Genomic DNA, 23891 nt, shown 5'->3' on the forward strand with positions numbered 1-23891 from the left:
GCATGAAACAATGGCGCTATGACCAATGCAACCGCAAAAGCAACTTTCCACACGAGCCTCGGCGACATCGTGGTTAACCTGTTCGGTAACCACGCGCCCAAGACGGTCGCTAACTTCGTTGGCCTGGCCACGGGCGAAAAGTCCTGGACCCACCCGGAAACCGGCGAAGACAAGACCGGAACCCCGCTGTACAACGGGACCATCTTCCACCGCATTATCAAGGACTTCATGATCCAGGGTGGCGATCCCCTCGGCCGCGGTATCGGCGGCCCCGGCTACAAGTTCGATGACGAGATCCACCCGGAACTGAACTTCAACGCCCCGTACAAGCTGGCCATGGCCAACGCCGGCATCCAGATGGGCAAGGGAACCAACGGTTCACAATTCTTCATCACCACGGTCAACACCGACTGGCTGTACGGCAAGCACTCCATCTTCGGCGAGGTTGCCGACGACGAGTCGAAGAAGGTTGTTGACGCCATCGAGGCGGTTCGCACCGGCATGGGCGACCGTCCCGTCGAGGATGTTGTCATCAACAGCATCGACGTCGTCCAGCTCTGATTCCTTAATAAAGGCCAGCTATGAGCTATGGAATCCCGGCGGTAGAGCCGTCCGCAGGTGTCCCGGTGTGCCCCAGGCACCCGGACAGGCCCTCCTATGTGCGGTGCCAGCGCTGCGGGCGTCCGGCATGCCCGGAGTGCCAGCGGGCGGCCGCCGTCGGGTTCCAATGCATTGATTGCGTCAACGAACTGAAGCGTTCGACGCCGACTCCGCGTTCCGCCTATGGCGGCACCTTGCGGTCCGGTCGCCCTGTGGCGACGTACCTCATCATCGGGCTCTGCGTCCTGGTCTACGCCCTGCAGTGGCTGATTCCCGGCGGAGTGGTGGAAAGCCAGCTCGCGTTTGCCTCAGTGTTCATGGAGCCACAGGATTTCGAACCTTGGCGGATGCTGACCTCCGCCTTTGTGCATTCACAGGGCTTCATCCTGCACATTGGCCTGAACATGTACATGTTGTGGATTTTCGGCCAGGTTCTTGAACCCGTCCTGGGCCGCATCCGCTTCCTCGCCGTTTACTTGCTGTCCGCCATTGGCGGATCGGTGGGATTCCTGCTCCTGACGCCCTTCTCGCCGCCGGTATTCGTTGAAGGTGCCTCCGGCGCGATCTTCGGCCTTTTCGGCGCCTTGCTGGTGATCCAAGCCCGCCGTGGAGGAGACACGCGGCAACTGTGGATCCTCATTGTCATCAACGGCGTCATTGGTTTCGTCATTCCGGGCATTGCGTGGCAGGCACACTTGGGTGGCCTGGTGACGGGAGCCCTTTCCGGGGCAGTCATGGCCCTCATTCCGCGGGGTCCCCGGCAAGCCGTGCTCCAGACGGCCGGCATGGTCGTCGTCGCCGTGCTTTTAGTCGCGGTCACCGCCCTGCGGATAACCGCGAGCTAGCTAGCTCCCTTGGCCCATTAGGGCCGGTCTTTGCGCCCGCAATCTGGTAGCGGGCGCATTTTTTCTCCCCGCATTTCGCGCTGGACATGCTCCGTTGCCCGCGTTCGGGCCCTGCATCCCGTCTGTAGCGCCTTTTCCAAGCGTTTTCCACAACTGTTATCCACAGTGTGAGTAACTTACAGGTATGTAGTTCATGGCCGGGATCCGGTTTTTGCCCGGAATATCAGGGTTTTGGGTCCTTCTGTGGATTAACGTCCACATCTGTGGATAACTTTTGCCCATACACATGTTAGTAAGTGGATAAGGCGCCACATTCTCGCTGCTTTGTGGATAAGTTTGGCATCAGCTGCCGATGAACTGCTATATCAACAGAGTTATCAACACTGTTAATAACTCACATGTGTGTAGTTCCCGGGTGCCGATCCCTGTCCAGGGCCCGTCGTTCCGGCGGAGTACCGACGATTGGCCACACCTTTTCCCCAACTGTGGATAACTTGTGGGTACGCGCCTGTTGTTAAGTGTGTAACTCGCTTAGGCGGCGACTTGTTCAGCCCTGTGGGCAACTACTTGCGGCCGCCGGGCGGCATCGCTGATCCGAAGCAAGAGCGCCACGATGATCCAGTTGGCGAGCAGCGAGGAACCGCCTGCGGAAAGAAACGGTGTGGTGAGTCCTGTGAGGGGAATGAGACGGGTGACGCCGCCGATGATGATGAAGCACTGAAGGGCCATGGTGAAGGACAATCCACAGGCAAGAAGCTTCCCGAAGGCATCCCGGATGCCCAACGCAGCCCGGAAGCCGCGGGTGAACAGCAGAAGATACAACAAGACAATGGCGAACAGTCCCACCAAGCCGAGCTCTTCACCCATGGACGCGATGATCATGTCGCTATTGGCGAACGGAACAAGGTCGGGGCTTCCGAGGCCCAAGCCCTTGCCGATGAGTCCGCCGTCGGCCATGCCGAAAAGGCCTTGCACAATCTGGGCGCTGCCGCCCGGGAAACGGGTGAAGACCTGAGGATCGAAGGCGTTCGCCCATGCGTCGATGCGCAGGCCTACGTGGGAGAAGATCTTCGCCGCGGCGTATCCGCCCAAAACAATCAGCACGAGCCCCAGGACCAGCCAGCTGGCGCGGCTCGTGGCCACATAGATCATCACCAGGAACAAGCCGAAGAGCAGGATCGACATACCGAGATCGTGCTGGAAGACCAACACGGCAACACTCGCCGCCCAGGCAGTGATCATCGGACCGGTGTCCTTGATACGCGGAAATTGCAGGCGGCCGAATTTCCGGCCTGCCAGGAGGATCAGGTCCCGGTTGGATGACAAATAACCGGCGAAAAAGATGGCCAGCGTGATTTTGACGATCTCGCCCGGCTGGAATTGCAGGGGTCCAAGGCGGATCCATACGTTCGCGCCATTGATGTCGCCGGCGGATATCCCGGGAACGAGCGGAAGGATCAGAAGGGCGCCGCTGACCGCAAGCGAAATGAAGGTGTACCGGCGAAGGATGCGGTGATCCTTCAATAGCCACAGGACGGCCGCGGCTACCAATACAGAGACGATGGTCCACGTAACCTGGTTGGTGCCGGCCGAGCTGCCTGTTGAGGCATCGAGCCGCCGGATCATCGCTATGCCGAGGCCGTTCAGTGCGACGACAATCGGGAGGATCACCGGATCCGCGTACCGTGCCCGGAACCGCAAGACAATGTGGAAAGCCGCTGCCAGCCCCGTCAAAGTCGCACTCTGGATCCAAAAACCGGCATCCAAGGCTTCCTTCTTGTCCACGCTCGTCATGAAAAGTGCTCCGATGCCCACGCCGAGCGCCAGTACGAGCAGCACCAACTCCACATTTCGGCGGGGCTTGGCCTCAACGGCTTGCTGGCTCATCGTGGTCCTCTTTCATGGAATTCAGGCAGGCAGGGCCCGTCCTTGGCTCAGTGGGCCATGATAGACCCCCAATCTGGACGTGGCCGGGATGGAAGCTTCGCGGTGGTTAGGCAAGCCCGAATTGAAGTTCTCAATCCCTCCGCGATGAACTCTCCATGAACCCGCGGACACTATCCACAGCGTTGTTCACATTGGGTATAACTGCACAATCGTGGAGGATAGGGCGCCCGTCCACCTCAACGCCGGGGATTTCTTCCCCAACTCCGTGGATGTCCACATAAATTGTCCACACCTGTGGATAAAGTTACGCACTTCTGTGGACAGCGTGTGGGGAAGCTTCAGGTCCAGACGCCCGAACTGCCGCGGCGATGGCTGTCCACGAAATGGGTGTCGATGATGCCGATGGCTTCCATCAACGCATACATGGTGGTGGGACCTACGAATGCGAAGCCCTTCTTCCGTAGGGCTTTGGACAGTGCCACGGACTCGGGCGACTGGGTGGCGAGATCGGCAAAAGTCAGCGGTTCCGGCGTCGAATCCGGCTGGAAGGACCAGACAAAATCCACCAAACCGCCCTCGCTGCGCAAGGCAATGGTCGCCTTCGCGTTGGTGATCGCAGCGCGGATCTTGAGGCGGTTACGCACGATTCCGGGGTCGAGCATGAGCCTTTCCACATCCGCCTCGGAGAATGCGGCGACTTTGTCCGGATGGAAGTCCAGGAACGCGGTCCGAAAGGCTTCCCGCTTGCGCAAGATGGTTGCCCATGAAAGCCCGGCCTGGAATCCTTCGAGGCTGATGCGCTCATAGAGGCCTTGTTCGTCGCGCACCGGCATGCCCCACTCATGGTCGTAATACTCACGCATGAGCGGATCGGTAGACGCCCATGGCGGCCGGGCAAGCCCGTCATCTCCGATGATGGCGCCGTTCTCGGACGGGGTCATTGATTCCTCCACGGGGTCAGGGCTACGTGCACCGATTCAGGCCTTAGGGCAGGGCTGGTGTTGATATTGTGCCTCGGCCCTACGACATTCCAGTGACCCGCATCGTGACGTTGATCCGGCCTCCGGGTAATCCACAGCCCTCGGGCGCCGTACCCGGAAGCACCTTCGTGACGCCGTGGAACGCGAAACGGGACGCGCCGCCGAATACGAACAAGTCACCCGAACATAATTCGACGTCCGTATACGGCTTGGTGCGGGTCTCCGTATTCCCGAACCGAAAGACGCAACTGTCCCCGATGCTGAGCGACACGACAGGCGCCCGGGACTTTTCGTCCTTGTCCTGGTGCATGCCCATTTTCGCGGAATCGTCGTAGAAATTCACAAGGGCGGTGTCCGGAGTGTAGTTCGCCGCTTCGCCTTCGTCTCCGTATGCCTCGAAAAGCGCCTTGCGTCCCAGCCGCACCATCCAGTCGGGAAGGTCCAGAACCCTCCGGCCATTGACGTCGAAGGCCTCGCGTGTGTATTTGTACGGTTGCCAATGCCAGCCCAAGCACACCGTCCGGACGGACATCGGGTGCCCGCCGGGCAGCACAGCTGCCCGCAGCGGGACCGGACCTTGGGTCCACTCGACGAAACGGGCAGCGATCCACCGCTGCTGCTCAAGGCTCAGCCAGCCCGGGACATGGATCGCGCCGGGAGCGATGACGCGTGGTCCGGCGTCGTGCGCTTCAGGCACCTCAAGCGGAAACAACGGTTCCATCCAATCCGAACTCATGCCGCCTCGAGCTCAAGCAAGGTGCGTTTGGCATCGATCCCGCCAAGGTAGTTTCCCAGCGAGCCGTCGGACTTAACCACACGGTGGCAAGGCACGATCACCGGCAGCGGGTTGGTGGCACACGCAGTCCCGACGGCGCGCACTGCCCGTGGACTTCCGGTGGCGAGGGCCACTTCCGCGTAGCTTTCGGTTCTTCCGTAGGCGATGTGCGGCAAGTGCTCCAGGACGCTGAGGCGGAACCCGCGCGACAGGCTGAGATCCAAAGGCAGGTCGAACAGCCGGCGTTTTCCGGCGAAGTACTCGTCCAGTTCGCGGGCCGCAGGATCCAGCCGGGCCGCGGACCGGAGGATCCGCGGACTGAGCTTGTCCGCGAGGCGCTGCAACACGGCGTCGTGGTCTTCGGCGGCGAATGCGACCCGCACCATTCCGCGTTCCGTCGCTGCAAGAAGCAGCGGGCCAAGCGGCGAGTCCACTGTCCGGTAGGCGACGTCGAGGGTGTGCTGTCCGGCGGCGGCCGTCGCCAGGCGATCGTGGAGGCGGGACATGACAGCCGGATCCTCCGGATCCAGTGAATTGAGGAGCGCCGCGATCTCCGCGTCGCTGTGGTCGAGGGTCATAGGGAACCATCCTTCAAGGAATTGTCGACGAGGAGGGACCGCAGGGCCTTGACGCCGTCGGCCCCCGCCCGGCGCGCGGCTTCGGGGGTTCCGCCAAGGAGCACGGCCACCTCTTTATAAGGGAGGCCGCCGAAGTAGTGGTACGCGACGGCCTGGCGCTGTTTAGGCGGAAGGTGCCCGACGGCGTCGAGCACCTCCGGGTGGCCGCCTCCCGGGATGCCCCATCCGGACGGGAGCGCTGGCAGCTCGTCGACCGGAAGGGGGCGCCGGTTCCGGGCACGCAGGATATCGATCGATTTTCGATGGGCGATGGTGACGAGCCAGGCCTGGACGTCGGCGTCAACCGGAAGCTCCGGGTAAGCCTTCAACGCCGAAAGGAAGGTCTCCGACCAGCCATCCTCGGCGTCGTGGGCGCCAAGCAGCGCACGGCACACGCGCAAGACCGTGGGCCCGTGATCCTTCACGAGCACCTCGAACGGCTTCTTGCGCTCCATCAGAAAAGCTTGCTTTCCTTCGCGGCAGCGGGCTCCTCGAGCTCCAGGAGGAAGCGCTTGTTCTTGAGGCCACCCGCGTAGCCGGTGAGCCGCCCGTCGTGCCCGACCACCCGGTGGCAGGGAATGACGATGCTCAGCGGATTGCGGCCCACCGCCGAGCCGACTGCTTGGGAAAGGTTGCGGTCGCCGAGTTCCTTGGCCAGTTCGCCATAACTGACCGTTTCTCCATAGGGAATGCTTTCAAGGCGCGACCAGACCTTCTCCTGGAACGGGTTGCCGGATGCCTTGTAGCGGACGTCGAACGCCGTCCTTTGGCCGTCGAGGTATTCGCTGAGCTCCAAGGCGGCTTGCCGGAAGACAGGGTCCTCAATGCCGGCGAGCTCGCCGAAGAATTCCGGAGGCGGCATATGCCAGTGGCCTTCGAAGAAGATCCCCGTCAGCAGTTCACCCTGGGCTGTCAGCGTCAGCCGGCCCAGGGGCGAATCAATGGTGGTGTGCCTGGTACTCATGCCTAGTAGACGATCCAGGCGGCCGAAATGTGAGCCCGTCCCTGAGGAACGTTCCTAGGAACGCCAGCGGGTGGTCATCAGGAAGCCGACGATTGCGACCCCGAAGCCCGCCACGATATTCCACGACTGCCATGCCGGAATGGGCAGTTGGCCGCTGGTGATGTAGTACGTGATGATCCACAACAGGCCGATGATCATGAGGCCGAACATGACCGGCTTGTACCAAACCGGGTTCGGCTTGTACTGGTGAGTTGTTGTTGCCTCGTTGGGACGGGGGGTCCTCTTGCGGGGCTTCGACTCGGGCACGGATCCTCCTTGGCCGGCTGAATGAAAGGCCGCGTCGGCTTGATATCCTGCAGGAAGGAAAATTCCAGCGGTCTCGGCGCGGCAATTCCGGGTTCGTACTAGCACTCAAGTCTAGCGGGATTTCGGCGGCGGCTCGTCGTCGGACGTCCGCGCCGGTGAAGAGGAGATCCAGTGGCGCAGCAGCAGACGGAGCACGCCGCTGCCGTGCCCGACGACGGCAATGGGACCGGTGCCGGGGGTTCCGGGCGGCGGCGCTCGGCGCGGCGGAAGAAAAACCGAAGCACAGGCGACGTCGTGCGTAAGGTAGTCCAGGTTTTTGGCGAACTCCTCCTCACTGCAGGCCTCGTGCTATTGCTCTTCGTCGCGTATGAGCTGTGGTGGACCAACGTCGAAGCCGATGCGAAGCAGAGCCAGGCCATTCAAGGATTCGCCAAGGACTTCGCAGGACCTGTCACTCCGCCCGCCCCCACCTCCGCAAGTGCTCCCGACTATGGAAAGCCTGTGGTTGCGCCTGCCCCTGCGCACGGCGGCATGATCGGCATCATGTATATTCCGCGGTTCGGAGCGGACTATTCCAGGCCCATCATGGAGGGAACCGGCTCCGACATCCTGGACACCCTGGGTCTTGGCCACTATCCAAGCACCAGCATGCCCGGTGCGCCCGGGAACTTCGCGGTCGCGGGACACCGGCAGACGCACGGAGCCGTGCTGGACAACATCCACCTGCTGGTTCCCGGGGACAAGATCTACGTGCAAACTCAGGACGGCTATTACACGTACGTCTTCCGTAACAACGAGATCGTGTTGCCAACCCGGACGGACGTCCTCCTGCCCGTCCCCACCCAGGCTGGAGCAACGCCAAGCGAAAGCTACCTCACCATGACCAGCTGCAATCCACGTTTCGGCGCCCAGGAACGAATCATCGCGTATTCGCTGCTTGAGAGTTGGCAGCCTGCGTCGGCAGGCCCTCCGCAGGAGATCGCCAAGCAGGTCGCCAAGACGCAGGGAAAGGGCTAGGCAATGTACGGCTGGATTTTCAGGCACCTTCCGGGGCCCTTGTGGGTGCGGATCCTGACCTCAGTGGCACTCGTGGCGTGCGCCCTCGTCCTGATGGTTCAGTTCCTGTTCCCTTGGATGTCACATTTCACCACCTTCACCGACTCAACGATTGGTTCAGCAAAGCAGCCATGAGCACAACAAAAATCCTCGTCGTGGACAACTACGACAGCTTCGTTTACACCTTGGTGGGCTACTTGCAGGAGCTCGGCGCGGAGACCACCGTAGTCCGGAACGACGACGTGACCCTGGCCGAAGCTATTGAGCTGGCTGACGTGCGCGACGGCGTCCTGATCTCTCCCGGCCCGGGTACTCCCGCCGAAGCCGGCGTCTGCATAGAGCTCATCAAATGGTGCGGAGACAATAACAAGCCGATGTTCGGTGTGTGCCTGGGACACCAAGCGTTGGCGGAAGCCTATGGCGGAACGGTGACGCACGCGCCAGAGCTGATGCATGGAAAAACCTCGCCGGTGGAACATGAAGGCAAGAGCGTCTTCGCCGGGCTTCCCTCGCCGGTGACGGCTACCCGGTACCACTCGCTGGCCGCCGTCCGGGATACGATCCCGGACGTCCTGGAAATCACCGCCGAAACAGCCGGCGGAGTGGTCATGGGCCTGCAGCACCGCACCGCCCCTTTGTGCGGAGTACAGTTCCACCCCGAATCGGTGCTGACCGAAGGCGGGTACCTGATGCTGGGCAACTGGCTAGAGTCGCTCGGCATGTCCGGCGCTGCTGCCCGTGCAGCCACGCTCAGCCCGCTGATCCAACGCTAGGCCGCCTGACCCAGCGCTAGCCGCTGGCGTCCGGCCCCTCCACTACGGAGGCGGCTAGCCCCCTCCGCCTCCGCCTCCGCCTGAGCCGCCACCGCGCCCGCCGCCGTGAGTGTCAGTTGGCGTCGGCGTCGGAGTGGGGGTCGGCGTCGGGGCAGGTGCCTTGGACACCACCACGGTGATGGTCTTGCCTTGCTCCACCAGGGACTTGAAAGCATCGCTCTGGTTCGTCACCGTTCCCGGTGCCACCTGCGAGTTTTCCTGCTCGGTGACCGCAATCACTAGCCCGTTGTCCTTGAGCAAGGCCGTCGCGTCCGCGACGCTCAAGCCGACAAGCTGCGGTACGGACACTTTCCCGGTGGAGACAACCAGATCGACGGTGCTGCCGGTTGCCACTACGGCCCCGGAAGCCGGCTTGGTGCTGATGACGGAACCGGCTGGAACCGTGGGACTGTTGGCCAAGGTGCTGGATCCGCCGACAAGTCCTGCCTGCCGCAGGAGGTCGCGGGCGGCGGCCTCTGTGAGCCCATTGATACCGGGCGGGACGGTGACGGAAGCCGGTCCGCCCGAAACATTGAGGATTACGCGCGAATTCTGTGCAACCTGCGTACCCACGGCCGGGTCCGTGCTGATGACGTTCCCTTTGGCGACGGTATCGTTCGGAACCGTCCGTGACTCCGGGCTGAGGCTCGCACCGTACAGCGCTTGCAAGGCCATGGCCTCGCTCATGCCGGCGACTTGGGGTATTGCGACCGTGGGCGGGGGCGCCGGCTTCTGGTTGACCGTGATGTAAACCCAAAGGGCGCCGCCGGCCAGTACCAGAAGCGTGAGGATGACCAGTACAGCGGCCCACGCACGACGGCGGGACTTCTGCCGGGCGGTCCGCTCGCGTTCAGGGGTGAAACCAAGCGGCATGCCGCCGTCGGGCTCTGGTTCCGGATCGCTGGCCGGGTAGCCCAGAACGGTGTCCTGGTCCCCTGGACCGGACGTGTGCGCGATTATGGTGGCGTCCGCGGCGTCGAAGAATTCGGCGCCTGCCAAACCGCGACCCAATTCACTTTCGGGAATCAGTTGGGTGGCGTTGTCGGCCATTTGCCCGTCCTGGCCTGTTCCGATTGCCGGCACTGCAATGCCGTTCTTGGCCGCGCGCAAGGCCCGGCGGAAGGCGGCAGCGTCCTGGAAACGGTCGGCCCGGTCCTTCTGCAGGCCTTTGGCGAGGACGCTGTCCAACGCCTCGGAAACCCCTGGGTTGAAGGTGCTGGCCGCTTCAGGAATTTCGCGAACGTGCTGGTAAGCCACAGAGACTGGGCTGTCGCCGGTGAACGGAGGCCGCGACGTGAGCATTTCGAACAGCAAACAGGCCGCCGAATAGAGGTCGCTGCGGGCGTCCACGGTTTCACCCCGGGCTTGCTCGGGCGAAAGGTACTGCGCTGTCCCCACCACGGCCTGAGTCTGGGTCATGGTCGCCGCCGAATCCGCGATGGCCCGGGCAATGCCGAAGTCCATTACCTTGACGGCATACGTGTCCATGGAAACCATGACGTTGGCCGGCTTGATGTCGCGGTGGACGATCCCGGCCTTGTGGCTGTACTCCAATGCCCCGAGGACGCCAAGCGTGAGCTCGATGGATTGGTCGATGTCCAGTTCATTGGCCCGGATCAAGTCCCGGAGGGTCCGGCCGGAAACAAATTCCATGACGATGTAGGGGACGCGGACGTCGTCCCCGGGACCACCGGACATCGTGTACTCGCCGGTGTCATAGATGGCCACGATCGATGAATGGTTCAGGGCGGCCACCGCTTGGGCTTCCCGCTTGAACCGGGCATGGAACTGGGGATCGCGGGCGAGGTCGGCACGGAGCAGCTTCACCGCAACCGTCCGGCCGAGCAGGGTGTCGGTGCCTTTATAGACATCCGCCATTCCGCCACGGCCGAGCAGTTCACCGAGTTCGTACCGCCCGTTGAGGACGCGCTGGTTTGTCATGGGGGTGCTGTCCTCTCTGTGGGCAGGGGTGGAGCGTCCGGTCGACATAGTGTCCTACTTGCCCGACGGCGAAGGGGACGCGCCCGACTTGGACAGGTGGTACGTCACAACCGAACCGGCAGGCACTTTCTGGCCCGCGGCGGGGTCGGAACTGACGAACGTTCCGGGGGCCTGTCCCGTTGCTCCGTCGACGGTGCTGCCAGTGACCCAACGCAGGCCGGCGCCTTCAATCGCTGCTTGAACTTGTGATTCGGTGGCGCCGGTGCCGATGGTCGGGACCGTGATCATCTGCGGACCCTTCGAGTAGCTCACATCGATCGTTGTTCCCGGTGTCACGGGACCGGAGGGGTTGATGTCGGTGACCGTGCCCGCCGGGGAAGGATCGAAGACCGGCACGCCGTTGACCACGAGGCCCAGCGCGTTGAGGTCCGACCGTACTTTGTCGTAGGGCTGGCCCTTGTACTGTGCCGGAATCAGGTTGATGGCTTCCGGAGTGGTCTCGGTGGGCGTCGGGCTCGCCGAAGTGATGGTGGGTGTCGGTGTGGCCGACGTCGGTGGTGCACTGGACACCGTCTGCGGCGGCGTCGTCGAGGTGGTCGTCGCCGGGCTGCTCGGCGAGAAAAGTCCCGATTGTGACAAGAGGATGCCAACCAACGCGAAGAGCAACAGGATGATCAACGCCACGAGCGGCCAAGTCCAAGGACTGCGCTTCTTGCGCGGAGGTTCCGGCTGGTACTCCTCTTCCTGGACGTACTGCTCGTGCTCGTCAGCTTGGTCCAGGCTGCGTTCGGCGGCCAAGGCGTTGGCCCTGGCAAGGGCGTTCCCGCCTTCGCCTGCCGCGCCAGCCGCCGCAGCGCCGGCCGCCGCTGCACCGACCACCGGAAGGGCCGACGTCGACGTCGTCCGTGATTCCCGGCCGTACGGCGATGCGACGACGCCGGTGGGGGCGGTGGTGATCCCCGTCGGAGCGGTGATGGGACCAGTGGCGGATTCGAAGAGCAACATTCCCGGTACGGCGGCGTGCGCAGCGGCGATATCGCCGGCACGGATGGCTTCGGCCGCTTCCGCGAGCTTGATGGAGTCCGCGGGACGGTTCTTGGGATCCTTTGCGAGCATGGACATGAGGAGCGCGCGCACCGGCGTTGGAAGGCTCTCGGGCAATGGCGGCGGTGCATCGTTGACTTGGGCCAAGGCGATGGCGATCTGGGATTCGCCGGAGAACGGACGGTGTCCCGTGAGGCACTCGTAGCCGATCACACCGAGGGAATAGATGTCCGACGAGCCCGTTGCGGTCTGGCCGGTGGCTTGTTCCGGAGCCAGGTACTGCGCAGTGCCCATGACCTGGCCGGTTTGCGTAAGCGGAACCTGGTCGGCGAGGCGTGCGATGCCGAAGTCGGTGACCTTGACACGGAAATCCGGAGTGATCAGCAGGTTGCCCGGCTTGATGTCACGGTGCACCAGGCCTTGGGCGTGCGCAGGGGCAAGCGCCCGGGCGGTCTGCGAAATGATGGAGAGGGTACGGTCCGGCGACAGGACGTGTTCCCGCTCCAGGATGCTGCTCAAAGGTTGTCCTGGCACCAGTTCCATGACCAGGTAGGCGGAGCCGTCCTCCTCGCCGTAATCGAAGACGTTGGCGATTCCCACGTGGTTGAGCAACGCGGTGTGGCGGGCCTCGGCGCGGAAACGCTGGAGGAAGCCGGGATCCCCGGTGTATTCCTCCTTAAGCACCTTGATGGCGACGATCCGGCCAAGGATCTGGTCCTTCGCGCGCCAGACCTCTCCCATGCCGCCAATCGCAATGCGACTGGTCAGCTGGAACCTGCCGCCGAGGGTGATTCCTGACGTAGGTCTCACTTGTTCAACACCGCCTCAAAAATCTTCTTCGCGTTCGGACTGGTTAGCTTTGCGCCGGTGATTACGTCAACGTTCTGCATGGCGATGGTGACGGCCACTTGCGGGTCATTTGCCGGGGCGAACCCGGTAAACCATGAGTTGTTCAAACCGGAATCCCCCAGTTGTGCTGTTCCGGTCTTTCCAGCCACGTCGACGCCCGGAATCGCGGCGCCGCTGGCGATACCCTTCGACACGACGTCGGTCATCCAATCCGTGATCTGCTTGGCGATATCGGGCGAGGTGGAAGTCCGCAAAGTTTCAGGCTTGGGTTCGCTGATCACCCTCAGGTCCGGAGCCCGGACCGTCTTGATGAGCTCCGGCTTCATTTGCACGCCGTTGTTGGCGATTGCCGCCGTCATCATCGCGATCTGGAGCGGCGTTGCCTTGACGTCGCGTTGTCCGACCGCCGACTGGGCGAGGGCGGCCTGGTCAAGGTTCGTGGGGAAGACGCTGACCGCGGACTGGAGCTTGAGCTGGTCGCCGAAGTCCTGTCCGAAGCCGAACTTGCTGGCTTGGTCGGCGATGGCCTTCTGGCCGAGGTCCAAGGCGATGCTGGCGAACGGCGTGTTGCAGGATTGCTCCAAGGCAAATGCGAAGTCCGCGGTGCTACGGACAGAGCAGTTTCCGCCGGCATAGTTCGGCAGTGAGGCGCTGGAACCGGGCAGCGGGAGGCTGTCCGGGTTGGGCAGCACGCTGTCCTTGTTGTACTTTCCCGAGTTGAGGGCAGCTGCGGTGTCCACCAGTTTGAACACCGAGCCCGGAGCCAGCAATGCGCCAGTGGGTCCGCTCACAGACTGGTTCAGGTTGATGCCGGGAATCTGGTTGAGCTGCTCGTAGCTGGCCTTTTCCTTGGCGGGATCGTGGGTGGCGATCAGGTTGGGATCGTAGGACGGCTTGGAGACCATGGCGATGATCGCACCGGTCTTCGGGTTGGTCACGACTATCGAGCCTTGTTGGCCGTCCGGAATGAGATCGTAGGCGAGCTTCTGGATCGCCGGATCGATGGTCAGTTCCACGGAGGCGCCTTTCGGCTGGCTGCCGAGGAAGATCTGGCTCACGCGATCAAGGAACAGCTGGTCCGAGCTGCCGGCCAGTTCGTCCCTGAGCTGCTGCTCGAGTCCGGTTGAACCGTAGGACCGCGAGAAGTATCCCGTGATGCCCGCGTAGAGCTCCGGCTGGCTGTACTGGCGCTGGAACTTGCACGACTCGTCACCCGCCACGGATTCGGCGATCGGCTTACCGCCCACGATGATGGCACCGCGGTCATTGCAGTAATTGGCCAGGACAGCACGCTGGTTCCACGGATTGTCGTTGAGATCGCCGGCGCCGATGACCTGGACATAGCTGATGGCGCCGAAGAGCAGGGCGAACATGGCAACTGCGGCCATCCACGAATTGCGTATGGAATGGTTCACTGGGTCTTCACCGCCAGGGTCGGGGCATGGGTAATGGGCGTTGTGTCCACAGGTCCGCGTGCGCTGTGGGAGATCATCAGCAGCAAGCCAACAATGATCCAGTTCGCAAGCAGCGAGGAACCGCCCGCGGCCAGGAACGGAGTAGTGAGTCCCGTGAGGGGGATGAGGCGCGTTACGCCACCTACCACCACGAAGCATTGGAGCGCGATGGCGAAGGAAAGACCGCAAGCGAGGAGCTTGCCAAAAGCATCACGGGTGCCAAGCGCTGCCCGGAACCCGCGCGTGAAGAGCATCAGGTAGAGCAGCACCACGGCGAAGAGCCCGACCAAGCCAAGTTCTTCGCCAATGAGCGCAATGATCATGTCGCTGTTGGCAAAAGGCACGAGGTCCGGCCGCCCTTGGCCAAGGCCGGTGCCGACCAGTCCGCCGTCGGCCATGCCGAAGAGGCCTTGGACGATCTGGGCGCTGCCACCGGGGAAACGTCCGAAGACTTCCGGGGTGAAAGCGTTCCACCAGCTGTCGAGGCGGAAGGCGACGTGCGCGAAGGCCTTCGATGCCAGGAACCCGCCACCCACGATCAGCGCAAGTCCGATGACCACCCAGCTGATGCGGCTCGTCGCCACGTAGATCATGACGATGAACAACCCGAAGAACAGGACTGAAGTGCCGAGGTCCCGCTGGAAAACGAGGATTCCGATGCTCACGAGCCACGCCGTGATCATGGGGCCAAGGTCCTTGAATCGTGGAAACTGCATAGGGCCGACCTTCCGGCCGGCAAGCAGGATCAAGTCCCGGTTGGAGGAAAGATATCCGGCAAAGAATATAGCCAACGTGATCTTTGCGACCTCGCCCGGCTGGAACGTCATGGGACCGATCCGGATCCACACGCTCGCCCCGAGTACCTCACCCGCGGAAATTCCCGGAACCAGCGGCAGCACCAGGAGAACCGCACTGGCTGCCAGGGAGATAAACGTGAAGCGCCGGATGACCCGGTGATCCTTCAGGAGCCAAATCACTGCGATGGCTACCGCCATGGCCAGCAAAGTCCAGCGCAATTGGTTGTTTCCGGTGTCCTCTCCCGGCTGGTCCATGCGGTGGATGAGTGCAAGGCCGAGTCCATTAAGGGCGACCACGATTGGAAGCATAACCGGATCGGCATATTTTGCGCGGAAGCGAAGGACCAGGTGGAACACCAACGCGGCCACTACCAGGAGGCTCGACTGGAACCAGAAATCGGCGTCGAAGGCTGCGGGGCTGTTGAGGCCGACCATCGAGCTGGCACCGATTCCTACTGCCAAAGCCAGGACCAGCAGGACGAGTTCAACATTCCGGCGCGGCTTGGGCGTTGCCAGGGTCTCGATCATCGCGTCCCTCCGCACGTGGGGACGGGCGTGGACGTCGGAGAGGAGGTGGCCGCGGCCGAAGGTGCCGGACTTGGCGCAGCTCTCGTGGCGGACGGGCTTGGACTCGGCACAGCCGTGTTCGTGGGGCACGGCGTGGGCAGTCCTGTGGTGCCGTTGTTCTGGAGGCTCTTCACGATTTGCTGTGCGTCGGCGAGATCGCGGGCCGCAACCGTCTGCCGAACGCTTTGCTGTGTGTATTCAGGCAGCGAGTCCATGCGGATGTTGGTGACCGTCTGCACTTTCGATAGCTGGAACGGGCCGAGGCTCTGCGAAATACCGTTGTAAATCGCAACGTGCTGGTCAAACTCTCCAACGTAGTAGCGCGTCTGGGTCCAGGCGTAGCCGACCCACAGCCCTGCAATGACGAAAATTGCCAGCACCGCCGCGATGGCAAGCGTCAACCAGCGCCGCTTCCGTGTGGGCACCGGTTGGAATTCCAAGCGGTCCTGTTCGGCTTTGTGCGTCAGTACGGTCGCGGCGCGACGGGCAACACTGCGGCCGGCGACCGTGGGGATCGACCCGGTCTCGGCAGCTGTTGCGGCAGCGCCGACCAGTTCGTGCGGGCGGCTCGCGAGTTCTTCCCGGAGGATCTCGGCCGATAGATGCTCGCCGAGGTGCGGGTCAGTGGCTGTCGGCGGTTCTGCTGATCCATTGGTTTTCGCGACATCGCCGGTAGCCGCCGCACCGGATGTAGGAGCTCCGGCCGCAGAAACCGGCGCGGATGCGCCGGGAAGCCGGGGTCCGGCGTCGGGCGCTTCTTTATCCGGTTCCGCGGCTTGCGGGCGCGTTTTCGCCTCGCGGCCCCGCGGAGGTTTCGGTGTGGCGCCCTTTTCGTGAATGGGCTTGGCGACCGGGGCCGGCTGGAGGGTCCCGGGAGCTTCCGCGGAAACGACGTCGACGGCGGCGGTGGTGAGGTCGTCCGCAGTCTCTTCCACGATTTCCAGGAGCACCACGGTGACGTTGTCCGGCGCGCCGTTGGCGAGCGTCAGCTCAATCAGCAGCTCAGCGCATTCGGCAAGATCCCGGGTTTCGCGGACCACTTGCTCCACAACGGGACCCTGCACATAGTTGAGCCCGTCGGAGCAGAGGAGCCAACGTTCGCCGACCTCGACCTCAAGGACGTCCAGGTCCAGCTCCGGGCTGGCGTCAACGTCCCCCAGGACACGCATGAGAACGTTCTTGTGGGGGTGGGTTTCGGCTTCCTCGGGACGCAGCCGGCCTTCGTCGATCAGCCGCTGGACGAACGTGTGATCCACGCTGATCTGTTCGAATTTGCCGTTTCGCAGGCGGTACGCCCGGGAATCGCCGATGTGGGCGAAGTGGAGTTGCCTGCCTTCGAGCAGCAACGCCGTGACGGTGGTGCCCATCCCCGCGAGCTTCGGATCAACGTGGACGAGCTCGGAAAGGAGGGAGTTAGCGGTCTGGATCTCATCCGCGAGGACAGTTTCAGCGCCATCCGGATAGGCATCGTGATCGAGGTGGATCATGTCCAGCACTGTGGATGCCGAGGCGACGTCGCCGCCGGCGTGACCGCCCATCCCGTCCGCGACCACGGCAAGATGCTTCCCTGCGTAGGCGGAGTCGTCGTTCTTCGAGCGGATACGCCCGACGTCGGAACGCGCGGCGTAGCGCATGATCAGGGGTTTCTCCGGAGGCAAGGCATTGCCTTCGGTCATTTGGGGGGAAGCCACCGGCTACGGCCTCAATTCGATGACCGTCTTGCCGATCCTCACGGGGACGCCAAGCTCCACCGGCAGGGCTCGGGTCAACTGCTGGTCGGCGAGGTAAGTGCCGTTCGTGGAGCCGAGGTCCTCAATGAACCAGCGGCTGCCCTGCGGGAACAAGCGTGCGTGGCGTCCTGAGGCGTAGTCGTCTTCAAGGACCAGGGTGGCCTCTTGGGCGCGGCCCAGGAGGATCGGGCTGGCGGCCAAGGGAACCGAGGTTCCCTTGAGCGGACCTTCGACGACGACGAGTTGGTGCGCCTGCTGCTTCACTGGTTGCGGGGGCGCGGGCGCGAGTTCCGGGTGCTTGCGGACTTCCCGTGCGGTAGGCGTTCCCATGGCTGCCTTCCGGCCAATCACGAGATCGCGGCGCATGGTGGAAACGATGCTGAAGATCAGGACCCACAACAAGAGCAGAAAGCCAAAGCGGAGGGCGGTGATGGTGAGTTCGCTGATGTCGCTCACGGGCGCCCGCCGGAGGGCAAGGAGAGAAGTCTAAAAATGATCTTGGTCCGTCCCATGCTGATGGTGGATCCGTCGGTCAATTCCACGCTGCCGTTCACCCTGTGGCCGTTGACGTAGCTTCCGTTTGTTGAACCGAGGTCGACGGCGCGGATGACGCCGGACACCGTCTGGATTTCCAAGTGCTTGCGTGACACGCCGGTATCGTCCACCAGGATGTCTGCTTCCGAAGACCTGCCAAGCACGATTGATGGCGCGTTGAGGGAATACCTTTGCCCACCAATGTCCAGGACCGGCTGGAGCCGGGTAGGTTCACGGCTGGGCGCAGCGGGAATAGTCGGGCGCGGCGGCGGTGGGGGGGTGGCGTCACTCGATTTCGAGGTGCTCGATGTGATCTCGAAGTGGCCTTCGCGCTGGGCGTCGTCGTGCCGGAAGGAAATGCGCACCGGGCCTTGCAGTGTGTAGCCCTGGCTGCGCACATGCTGGATGACGACGTCGCACAACTCTTCGGCCAAGGGAGTTCCCCACTCCTGGGCGCGGCCAAAGTCTTGATCGCTGAGGAGGACCTCGAAAACGTTGGGGGCCAAGGTCCGGCCAGCGGCGATGGTGATGGACTTATGGTCCAGTTCCCGCCGCAACCTGCTGGCAATCTCCACCGGCTCCACGCGGGCCCGCGATCCGGTAGAGAAGACGCCGCGGACGGCCTTTTCGATGCTGCGTTCAACTCTGTCGAGCAAGCCCATGGTCCTTCTCCTTCCGTTTCATTGACCGTGCACAATGAGAAGCCGGGGTGAATCCCCGCGGTGGCCAAAGCGTGCGCAGGGAGGCTGTCCTCAATCCCGATACTACTTGGCAACACTGTGAATGGCCTTATTCCACAACGCCCGGCACTCGGGAAAAGTTCGCTTGGGCGGATCGTGCGATCGGAGATTTCGCGGGATTCCGGAGCTTGGCGCTGGCCCGGCGACCAAGCGGGATTCGGGGATTTTTTCGTGCCCCGACCCGTCGATTGGTGTTTTGAAGTAATTGTCCGTTATGCTTGATCTCGCTGCTTTCGCAGGGGTCAAGCCCTTAGCGGAAGAAGTTGCGCGCGAGTGGCGGAACGGCAGACGCGCTGGCTTCAGGTGCCAGTATCCGAAAGGGTGTGGGGGTTCAAATCCCCCCTCGCGCACGCAATCGAAAAAGAACCCCGGTCTTTGAGGCAGGGGTTCTTTGCTTTAACCCGCCACCCCCTCCGGTTCCTGGCCTCTTTGCCGCGCTCCGGCGTCGAAATGGCGGGTTGGAAGCGCTTTCCAAAGCCAAAGAGGGTCAGGAACGCGAGGCAGCGCCCCAGGCGGAAGCCGACAACTACGCCCGCAGCGCGCCAAGGCCCGCGATCAGCGCATCCAAACCCATGCTGAATGCGAGGTCCGAAGGGTAGTTTTCCGTTTGGGGGCCCAGGCTTCGGACCGCCGAGGTGAAGTGCGGCGTCGATTCGGCGAGCTTGCCGGAGTCGAAGATGTCCGCGGGCGCATTGGCGTCGAAGGCGGCACCGAAAATGTATGCTTCGAGCGCCACGATGCTGGGGATGATTTGTTGCTCGGGGAACCCCGCCCGCAGGAATCCCTCCGTAACAGCTTCATACATGGCGAGGGTCTGCGGGGCGTCGGTGACCGGGAGGACCGCGATCACGGAGATCAATGGAGTGTGCTTCGCGAAGATGCCACGGTAGGAATAGGCCCACTGGCGTACTGCGTCTTCCCACGGCAATGTGCTGAAACCCCCGGAGTCCACCTTGGACATGAGGTCCTCTTCAACCAGTTTGAGGACCTCGTCCTTGGAAGACACGTGGTTGTAGAGGGCTGAGGGTGCCACGCCGAGGGAACGGGCAAGCGCGGCCATGGTGAGGCCGTCGTAGCCTTTCTTGCTGATTAGTTCCAGCGCAGCGGCGGTGATTCCGTCCTGGTCCAGGACCGCAGCCATGGGTCGGCCTGCCCTGCGGCGCGTTTTGGTCTCGCCGGGAGCGGGGGAGGGTGCGGGCATCGCGGACCTTTCATGTGGCTTGTCCCAGCATTATTCCATTGGGGTCTTCACAGGCGTGGCTAATGCGGTTACAGTTGAGATAAATGAACGTCATTCATTTATTGGCCCGCCAATGGAGGCGGCCCCAGAAAGGACATCATGTTGAACCTTGATCGCGACGTCGTCATTGTTGGTGCCGGCCCCTCCGGACTGACTGCAGCACGCGAACTGAAGAAGGCCGGACTCAGCGTCGCAGTGCTCGAAGCCCGCGATCGCGTCGGTGGCCGCACATGGACGGACACCATCGACGGCGCCATGCTCGAAATCGGTGGCCAGTGGGTCTCCCCGGACCAGACCGCCCTCATGGACCTCCTGGACGAGCTCGGCCTGAAGATGTACTCCCGCTACCGCGATGGCGAATCCGTATACATGGGAGCCGACGGCAGCCGCATCCGCTACACCGGCGCTTCCTTCCCCGTCAGTGAAACCACCGCGGCCGAAATGGATAAGCTCACGAAGATCCTGGACGGCCTCGCCGCGGAGATCGGCGCCGAGGAGCCCTGGGCACACCCCAAGGCCCGTGAACTCGACACCATTTCCTTCCACCACTGGCTTCGCCGGAATTCCACGGACGAGGAAGCCTGCAACAACATCGGCCTCTTCATCGCCGGCGGCATGCTCACCAAGCCGGCCCACGCATTCTCGGCCCTCCAGGCGGTGCTGATGGCAGCCTCTGCAGGTTCCTTCTCCAACCTCACGGACGAAGACTTCATCCTGGACAAGCGCGTCATCGGCGGCATGCAGCAGGTTTCCTTGCTGATCGCAGCGGAACTCGGTGACGACGTCGTACTTAACAGCCCGGTGCGCACCATCAACTGGCAGGAAGACGGTGAAGGCGGCCACCGCGTCAGCGTCGAATCCGAGCGCGCAACCGTCAACGCCCGCTTCGTCATCATGGCGGTCCCGCCGAACCTGTACTCGCGCGTGTCCTTCAACCCGCCGCTCCCGCGCCGCCAGCACCAGATGCACCAGCACCAGTCGTTGGGCCTCGTCATCAAGGTCCACGCTGTCTACGCCACCCCGTTCTGGCGCGAAGACGGCCTGTCCGGCACCGCTTTCGGCGCTGACGCCCTGGTCCAGGAGGTCTACGACAACACCAACCACGGCGATACCCGCGGCACGTTGGTGGGCTTCGTCTCGGACGAAAAGGCGGACGCCGTCTTCGAACTGAGTGCCGAAGACCGCAAGAAGGCCATCCTCGAGTCGATCGCAGGATTCCTCGGCGAGAAGGCCCTGGATGCCGAGGTCTACTACGAGTCCGACTGGGGTTCCGAAGAATGGACCCGCGGCGCTTACGCGGCCAGCTACGACCTCGGCGGCCTGCACCGCTACGGCAAGGACCAGCACGCCAACGTCGGACCGATTTACTGGTCATCCTCGGACCTGGCGGCTGAAGGCTACCAGCACGTCGATGGTGCTGTCCGCATGGGCCGGGCGACGGCGGCACGGATCGTCACGGCGAACAACCTCGTGGCTCCGGTGCCGGTCGCCTAGCATTCCACGCATGAGGTCCCGATCCTTTCCTCGCCGGAAAGGATCGGGACCTCAGTATTTAACGGGCCTAGCGCACCAGCCCGGCCTGGACTCCCGCGGCCGCTTCCGCGACTGCCATCGCGGTGGCCAGTTGCCCGACGGCGCGTGGATAGTCGGTTCCGGGGGTGGAGCGGCAGCGTTCGGCCTCTTGGAGGGCGCGAACCAGCGCCGCGGTCTGTGGAACCCGGGCGTCGCACATCTCCGGAAAATCGATGCTCTTGGCGGGATCCAGCTCATATTCCTGCCAGCGCGCCACGAGGGCGTCGTGTTGCGCAACGGTCTGCGCGAACCCTGGCCGGTTCTCCGGCCGGTTCCGGCGTATCTGTTCGAGTTTCCGGCCACCGGAGAAGGCCGCCACGGCCGCGGCGACGGCGAGGGCAAGCAAAAAGAGCCCGACGGCGGGTGAAGCCAAAGCGGGGATCAGAACCGCCGGGACAATCACCACGAGCCCGGCGAAAGTGTTCCAGAAGATGGCGTCCGGTTCCGTGACGGGTTCGCTGGCCGCTTCCGGATCCCTGAGTTCATGCCGCTGGAGGACGCGACCATGGAGGACGAGATCCCCGGGCGGGTTGCCGGCGTCGGCGTTTGCTTCGGCAAGGCATTTGCGGAGCAGTTGGACCGTCAGCGCGACCGCGCACGTCAGCAGTAAAGCCCACAGCCCGATCTCCCAGGCCGTCAGCTGGATTCCAGGCGTGGCGGACACCGGACCACCTCCAAGCGAGTGCGTACCGCTCTCAGATTCAGTATGCGCCGCGAAAAGCCTGGAGGCGAGGGCTCGGCGAGGGGCTAGCCGCGGCTGCGGTTGGCCGCGGTATTCGCTTTGGCTTCCTTCGCGGCGGCTTTCTTGGCCGCTTCTTCCTTGATGCGCTTGGCTTCGGAGCGGACGGCCGCGTGGGTGGCGCGCTCGACGACGAGCCACTGCGGCGGATTTGCGAGCAGTTCCGAGATCTGCGCTGTTGTGAGTGGTTCGGTGATGCCGCCGCGGGCGAGGCCGCCAATGGAGATGTTCAGCTTCTGGGCAACGACGGGACGCGGGTGCGGGCCTGTCCTGCGAAGTTCGGCGAGCCACTCGGGCGCGTTCGCCTGCAGTTCCGCGAATTCGGCGCGTGTAATGGCGGAATCCTGGAACTCCTGGGGTGTGGCAGGCAGGTAGATACCCAGCTTCTTGGCAGCGGTGGCCGGCTTCATGGACTGGGAGTTTGCTGAGGTCATGGTTCAAGGGTATCCGCCGCTTTCGCGGACCAGTCGACAAGCCGCGGGCCCAGTTACTTGAGGATCCTCGGTCACATACGGTTTTGCGGTACTTTGACAGCGTTCTAAACGCATATGAGGTTCTAGGATGAATCCATGCCGCACATTCGAGTTTCAGAGGCCGCCAGGTTCCTCGGCGTCAGCGACGATACCGTCCGCCGTTGGATCGATCAGGGTTCGCTCACCGGAACCAAGGACGAATCGGGCCGCTTGGTGGTGGACGGGCTTGAGCTGGCCCATTTGGCGCGTGAGCAGGCCGCGCTTCCGGAAGACCCCAGCAAAGTGGGGCGTTCGGCACGCAACCGCTTCGTCGGCCTGGTCACGGGCATCACAGTGGACACGGTGATGGCGCAGGTGGAGTTGCAATGCGGTCCTTTCCGGGTGGTTTCCCTCATGAGCAGCGAAGCAGTCCGGGAACTTGGCCTCGAACTCGGATCCGTTGCCACGGCCGTCGTGAAGGCAACCACAGTCATTGTTGAAACCGCGCAAGGAAAGAGCATCACGTGAAGTTTGCACGCAGGAATATCGGGGTTTTGTTGGCAGCAGGGAGCCTGGTTGCAGGGCTTGCGGGCTGCGCTGGCAGTACCGGAACCGGAAGTACCGCAGCGGCATCAAGCCCTGCCGCAAGCGAGGCGCCCCAGTTGTCCGGCACGGTCACTGTCTATGCCGCAGCCTCGCTCAAGGCGACATTTACCAAGCTTGCCTCAGAATTCGAGGCCAAGTACCCCGGAACCAAGGTGGCGTTGAGCTTTGCCGGGTCCTCGGACCTGGTCACGCAAATCACGCAGGGAGCCCCGGCTGACGTCTTCGCTTCCGCGGACACGAAGAACATGTCCAAACTGTCCGACGCTTCCCTCGTGGACGGCAAGGCAACGAACTTCGCCACGAACGTCCTCACCATCGCCGTCCCGCCGAGCAACCCGGCGTCGATCTCGTCCTTCGCGGACCTCGCGAAGCCCGGTGTGAAGGTTGTCCTTTGCGCCAGCCAGGTGCCGTGCGGCTCCGCGGCACAAAGCGTCGAAAAGGCCACCGGCACCACCATCAAGCCCGTGAGCGAGGAGTCCTCGGTGACCGACGTCCTGGGGAAAGTGACCTCGGGCGAGGCCGACGCCGGCCTGGTCTACGTCACCGACGTCAAGGGCGCGGGAGACAAGGTCAAGGGCATCCCGTTCCCTGAGTCCAGCAACGCCGTCAACACCTACCCGATCGCCACGGTCGGCAACAGCAAGCACAAAGACCTGGCGGCGGCCTTCATCAGCCTGGTGACCGGAAGCGAGGGCAAGAAGGTCCTCGGCGATGCCGGATTCGGCGCGCCCTAGGAGGTCAGGGCAGACTGGTTCACTGGGCGGGCTGCTCCAGCTGGCCCAGT

24 protein-coding genes and 1 tRNA gene are annotated in these 23891 nt (G+C 63.2%); 8 read left to right on the plus strand and 17 right to left on the minus strand.

Features of this window, described 5'->3' with window-relative positions:
- Window positions 1–18: 18 nt before the first annotated feature.
- Together ABCW42_RS00075 and ABCW42_RS00080 are read left to right on the plus strand one after the other, a co-directional pair.
- Window positions 19–561 carry a peptidylprolyl isomerase gene (locus tag ABCW42_RS00075; protein WP_423182968.1) on the plus strand — a complete coding sequence of 181 codons (543 nt, stop codon included), beginning with the start codon at window positions 19–21 and terminating at the stop codon, window positions 559–561.
- Window positions 562–581: 20 nt separating this feature from the next.
- Window positions 582–1445, plus strand: coding sequence for a rhomboid family intramembrane serine protease (locus ABCW42_RS00080; RefSeq protein ID WP_423182969.1), 864 nt, complete (start codon window positions 582–584; stop codon window positions 1443–1445).
- Window positions 1446–1976: 531 nt separating this feature from the next.
- Here ABCW42_RS00080 and ABCW42_RS00085 read toward each other — a convergent pair.
- The 7 genes from ABCW42_RS00085 to ABCW42_RS00115 form a co-directional block, all read right to left on the minus strand.
- Complete coding sequence (locus ABCW42_RS00085) at window positions 1977–3332, minus strand: FtsW/RodA/SpoVE family cell cycle protein (protein ID WP_423182970.1); 1356 nt, start codon at window positions 3330–3332, stop codon at window positions 1977–1979.
- Window positions 3333–3670: 338 nt separating this feature from the next.
- Window positions 3671–4273, minus strand: a complete 603-nt coding sequence (locus ABCW42_RS00090; protein WP_423182971.1) for a DNA-3-methyladenine glycosylase I — start codon at window positions 4271–4273, stop codon at window positions 3671–3673.
- A 79-nt stretch (window positions 4274–4352) separates the two neighbouring features.
- Window positions 4353–5033: an alpha-ketoglutarate-dependent dioxygenase AlkB family protein gene (locus ABCW42_RS00095; RefSeq protein ID WP_423184966.1), complete on the minus strand. Its 681-nt coding sequence runs from the start codon at window positions 5031–5033 to the stop codon at window positions 4353–4355.
- An 11-nt stretch (window positions 5034–5044) separates the two neighbouring features.
- Window positions 5045–5665 carry a methylated-DNA--[protein]-cysteine S-methyltransferase gene (locus ABCW42_RS00100; protein WP_423182972.1) on the minus strand — a complete coding sequence of 207 codons (621 nt, stop codon included), beginning with the start codon at window positions 5663–5665 and terminating at the stop codon, window positions 5045–5047.
- Window positions 5662–6159, minus strand: a complete 498-nt coding sequence (locus ABCW42_RS00105; protein ID WP_423182973.1) for an RNA polymerase sigma factor — start codon at window positions 6157–6159, stop codon at window positions 5662–5664. Before ABCW42_RS00105 ends, ABCW42_RS00100 begins: the two co-directional genes overlap by 4 nt.
- A complete protein-coding gene (locus ABCW42_RS00110) occupies window positions 6159–6668 on the minus strand; it encodes a methylated-DNA--[protein]-cysteine S-methyltransferase (RefSeq protein ID WP_423182974.1) in 510 nt (169 codons plus the stop codon). Before ABCW42_RS00110 ends, ABCW42_RS00105 begins: the two co-directional genes overlap by 1 nt.
- A 54-nt stretch (window positions 6669–6722) precedes the next feature.
- On the minus strand, window positions 6723–6974 hold the full coding sequence (locus ABCW42_RS00115) for a cell division protein CrgA (protein ID WP_133203796.1): 252 nt from the start codon (window positions 6972–6974) through the stop codon (window positions 6723–6725).
- A gap of 294 nt (window positions 6975–7268) precedes the next feature.
- Between ABCW42_RS00115 and ABCW42_RS00120 the strand changes: the two genes are divergently transcribed.
- Complete coding sequence (locus ABCW42_RS00120) at window positions 7269–7991, plus strand: class E sortase (RefSeq protein WP_423184967.1); 723 nt, start codon at window positions 7269–7271, stop codon at window positions 7989–7991.
- Window positions 7992–8161: 170 nt separating this feature from the next.
- A complete protein-coding gene (locus ABCW42_RS00125; RefSeq protein ID WP_423182975.1) occupies window positions 8162–8803 on the plus strand; it encodes an aminodeoxychorismate/anthranilate synthase component II in 642 nt (213 codons plus the stop codon).
- Window positions 8804–8857: 54 nt separating this feature from the next.
- On the opposite strand, the gene pknB is transcribed toward ABCW42_RS00125, so the two are convergent.
- From pknB to ABCW42_RS00160, 7 genes are read right to left on the minus strand one after another with little or no spacing between them, the layout of a single operon-like run.
- Window positions 8858–10831 (minus strand): Stk1 family PASTA domain-containing Ser/Thr kinase, encoded by a 1974-nt coding sequence (gene pknB, locus ABCW42_RS00130; protein WP_423182976.1) that lies wholly within the window; start codon window positions 10829–10831, stop codon window positions 8858–8860.
- A 6-nt stretch (window positions 10832–10837) separates the two neighbouring features.
- Window positions 10838–12637, minus strand: a complete 1800-nt coding sequence (locus ABCW42_RS00135; RefSeq protein WP_423182977.1) for a protein kinase domain-containing protein — start codon at window positions 12635–12637, stop codon at window positions 10838–10840.
- A complete protein-coding gene (locus tag ABCW42_RS00140; RefSeq protein ID WP_423182978.1) occupies window positions 12634–14091 on the minus strand; it encodes a peptidoglycan D,D-transpeptidase FtsI family protein in 1458 nt (485 codons plus the stop codon). Before ABCW42_RS00140 ends, ABCW42_RS00135 begins: the two co-directional genes overlap by 4 nt.
- Complete coding sequence (locus ABCW42_RS00145; RefSeq protein ID WP_423182979.1) at window positions 14088–15455, minus strand: FtsW/RodA/SpoVE family cell cycle protein; 1368 nt, start codon at window positions 15453–15455, stop codon at window positions 14088–14090. Before ABCW42_RS00145 ends, ABCW42_RS00140 begins: the two co-directional genes overlap by 4 nt.
- Window positions 15452–17185, minus strand: coding sequence for a protein phosphatase 2C domain-containing protein (locus ABCW42_RS00150; protein ID WP_423182980.1), 1734 nt, complete (start codon window positions 17183–17185; stop codon window positions 15452–15454). The genes ABCW42_RS00145 and ABCW42_RS00150 overlap by 4 nt, the downstream gene beginning before the upstream one ends.
- A gap of 3 nt (window positions 17186–17188) precedes the next feature.
- A complete protein-coding gene (locus ABCW42_RS00155; RefSeq protein WP_133203869.1) occupies window positions 17189–17671 on the minus strand; it encodes an FHA domain-containing protein FhaB/FipA in 483 nt (160 codons plus the stop codon).
- Window positions 17672–17676: 5 nt separating this feature from the next.
- Window positions 17677–18420, minus strand: a complete 744-nt coding sequence (locus ABCW42_RS00160; RefSeq protein ID WP_423182981.1) for an FhaA domain-containing protein — start codon at window positions 18418–18420, stop codon at window positions 17677–17679.
- Between the two features lie 345 nt (window positions 18421–18765).
- On the opposite strand from ABCW42_RS00160, the gene ABCW42_RS00165 reads away from it, so the two are divergent.
- A tRNA-Leu gene (locus tag ABCW42_RS00165) sits at window positions 18766–18848 on the plus strand.
- Between the two features lie 176 nt (window positions 18849–19024).
- On the opposite strand, the gene ABCW42_RS00170 is transcribed toward ABCW42_RS00165, so the two are convergent.
- The gene (locus ABCW42_RS00170; protein WP_423182982.1) at window positions 19025–19699 is read right to left on the minus strand and encodes a TetR/AcrR family transcriptional regulator; all 675 of its coding nucleotides are present in this window, start codon (window positions 19697–19699) and stop codon (window positions 19025–19027) included.
- Between the two features lie 138 nt (window positions 19700–19837).
- Between ABCW42_RS00170 and ABCW42_RS00175 the strand changes: the two genes are divergently transcribed.
- Entirely contained in the window at window positions 19838–21232 is a 1395-nt protein-coding gene (locus ABCW42_RS00175) for a flavin monoamine oxidase family protein (RefSeq protein ID WP_423182983.1), read from the plus strand.
- Window positions 21233–21299: 67 nt separating this feature from the next.
- Here ABCW42_RS00175 and ABCW42_RS00180 read toward each other — a convergent pair whose 3' ends face one another.
- Together ABCW42_RS00180 and ABCW42_RS00185 are read right to left on the minus strand one after the other, a co-directional pair.
- Complete coding sequence (locus ABCW42_RS00180; RefSeq protein WP_423182984.1) at window positions 21300–21974, minus strand: hypothetical protein; 675 nt, start codon at window positions 21972–21974, stop codon at window positions 21300–21302.
- Between the two features lie 83 nt (window positions 21975–22057).
- Window positions 22058–22483, minus strand: a complete 426-nt coding sequence (locus ABCW42_RS00185) for a DUF5997 family protein (RefSeq protein WP_423182985.1) — start codon at window positions 22481–22483, stop codon at window positions 22058–22060.
- Window positions 22484–22618: 135 nt separating this feature from the next.
- On the opposite strand from ABCW42_RS00185, the gene ABCW42_RS00190 reads away from it, so the two are divergent.
- Both ABCW42_RS00190 and modA read left to right on the plus strand, forming a co-directional pair.
- The gene (locus ABCW42_RS00190; protein ID WP_423182986.1) at window positions 22619–23029 is read left to right on the plus strand and encodes a TOBE domain-containing protein; all 411 of its coding nucleotides are present in this window, start codon (window positions 22619–22621) and stop codon (window positions 23027–23029) included.
- Window positions 23026–23841 carry a molybdate ABC transporter substrate-binding protein gene (gene modA, locus ABCW42_RS00195; RefSeq protein WP_423182987.1) on the plus strand — a complete coding sequence of 272 codons (816 nt, stop codon included), beginning with the start codon at window positions 23026–23028 and terminating at the stop codon, window positions 23839–23841. Before ABCW42_RS00190 ends, modA begins: the two co-directional genes overlap by 4 nt.
- Window positions 23842–23891: the final 50 nt, after the last annotated feature.

It is taken from the genome of Arthrobacter sp. NyZ413 (genome assembly GCF_049390645.1).
Taxonomy (GTDB): Bacteria; Actinomycetota; Actinomycetes; order Actinomycetales; family Micrococcaceae; genus Arthrobacter.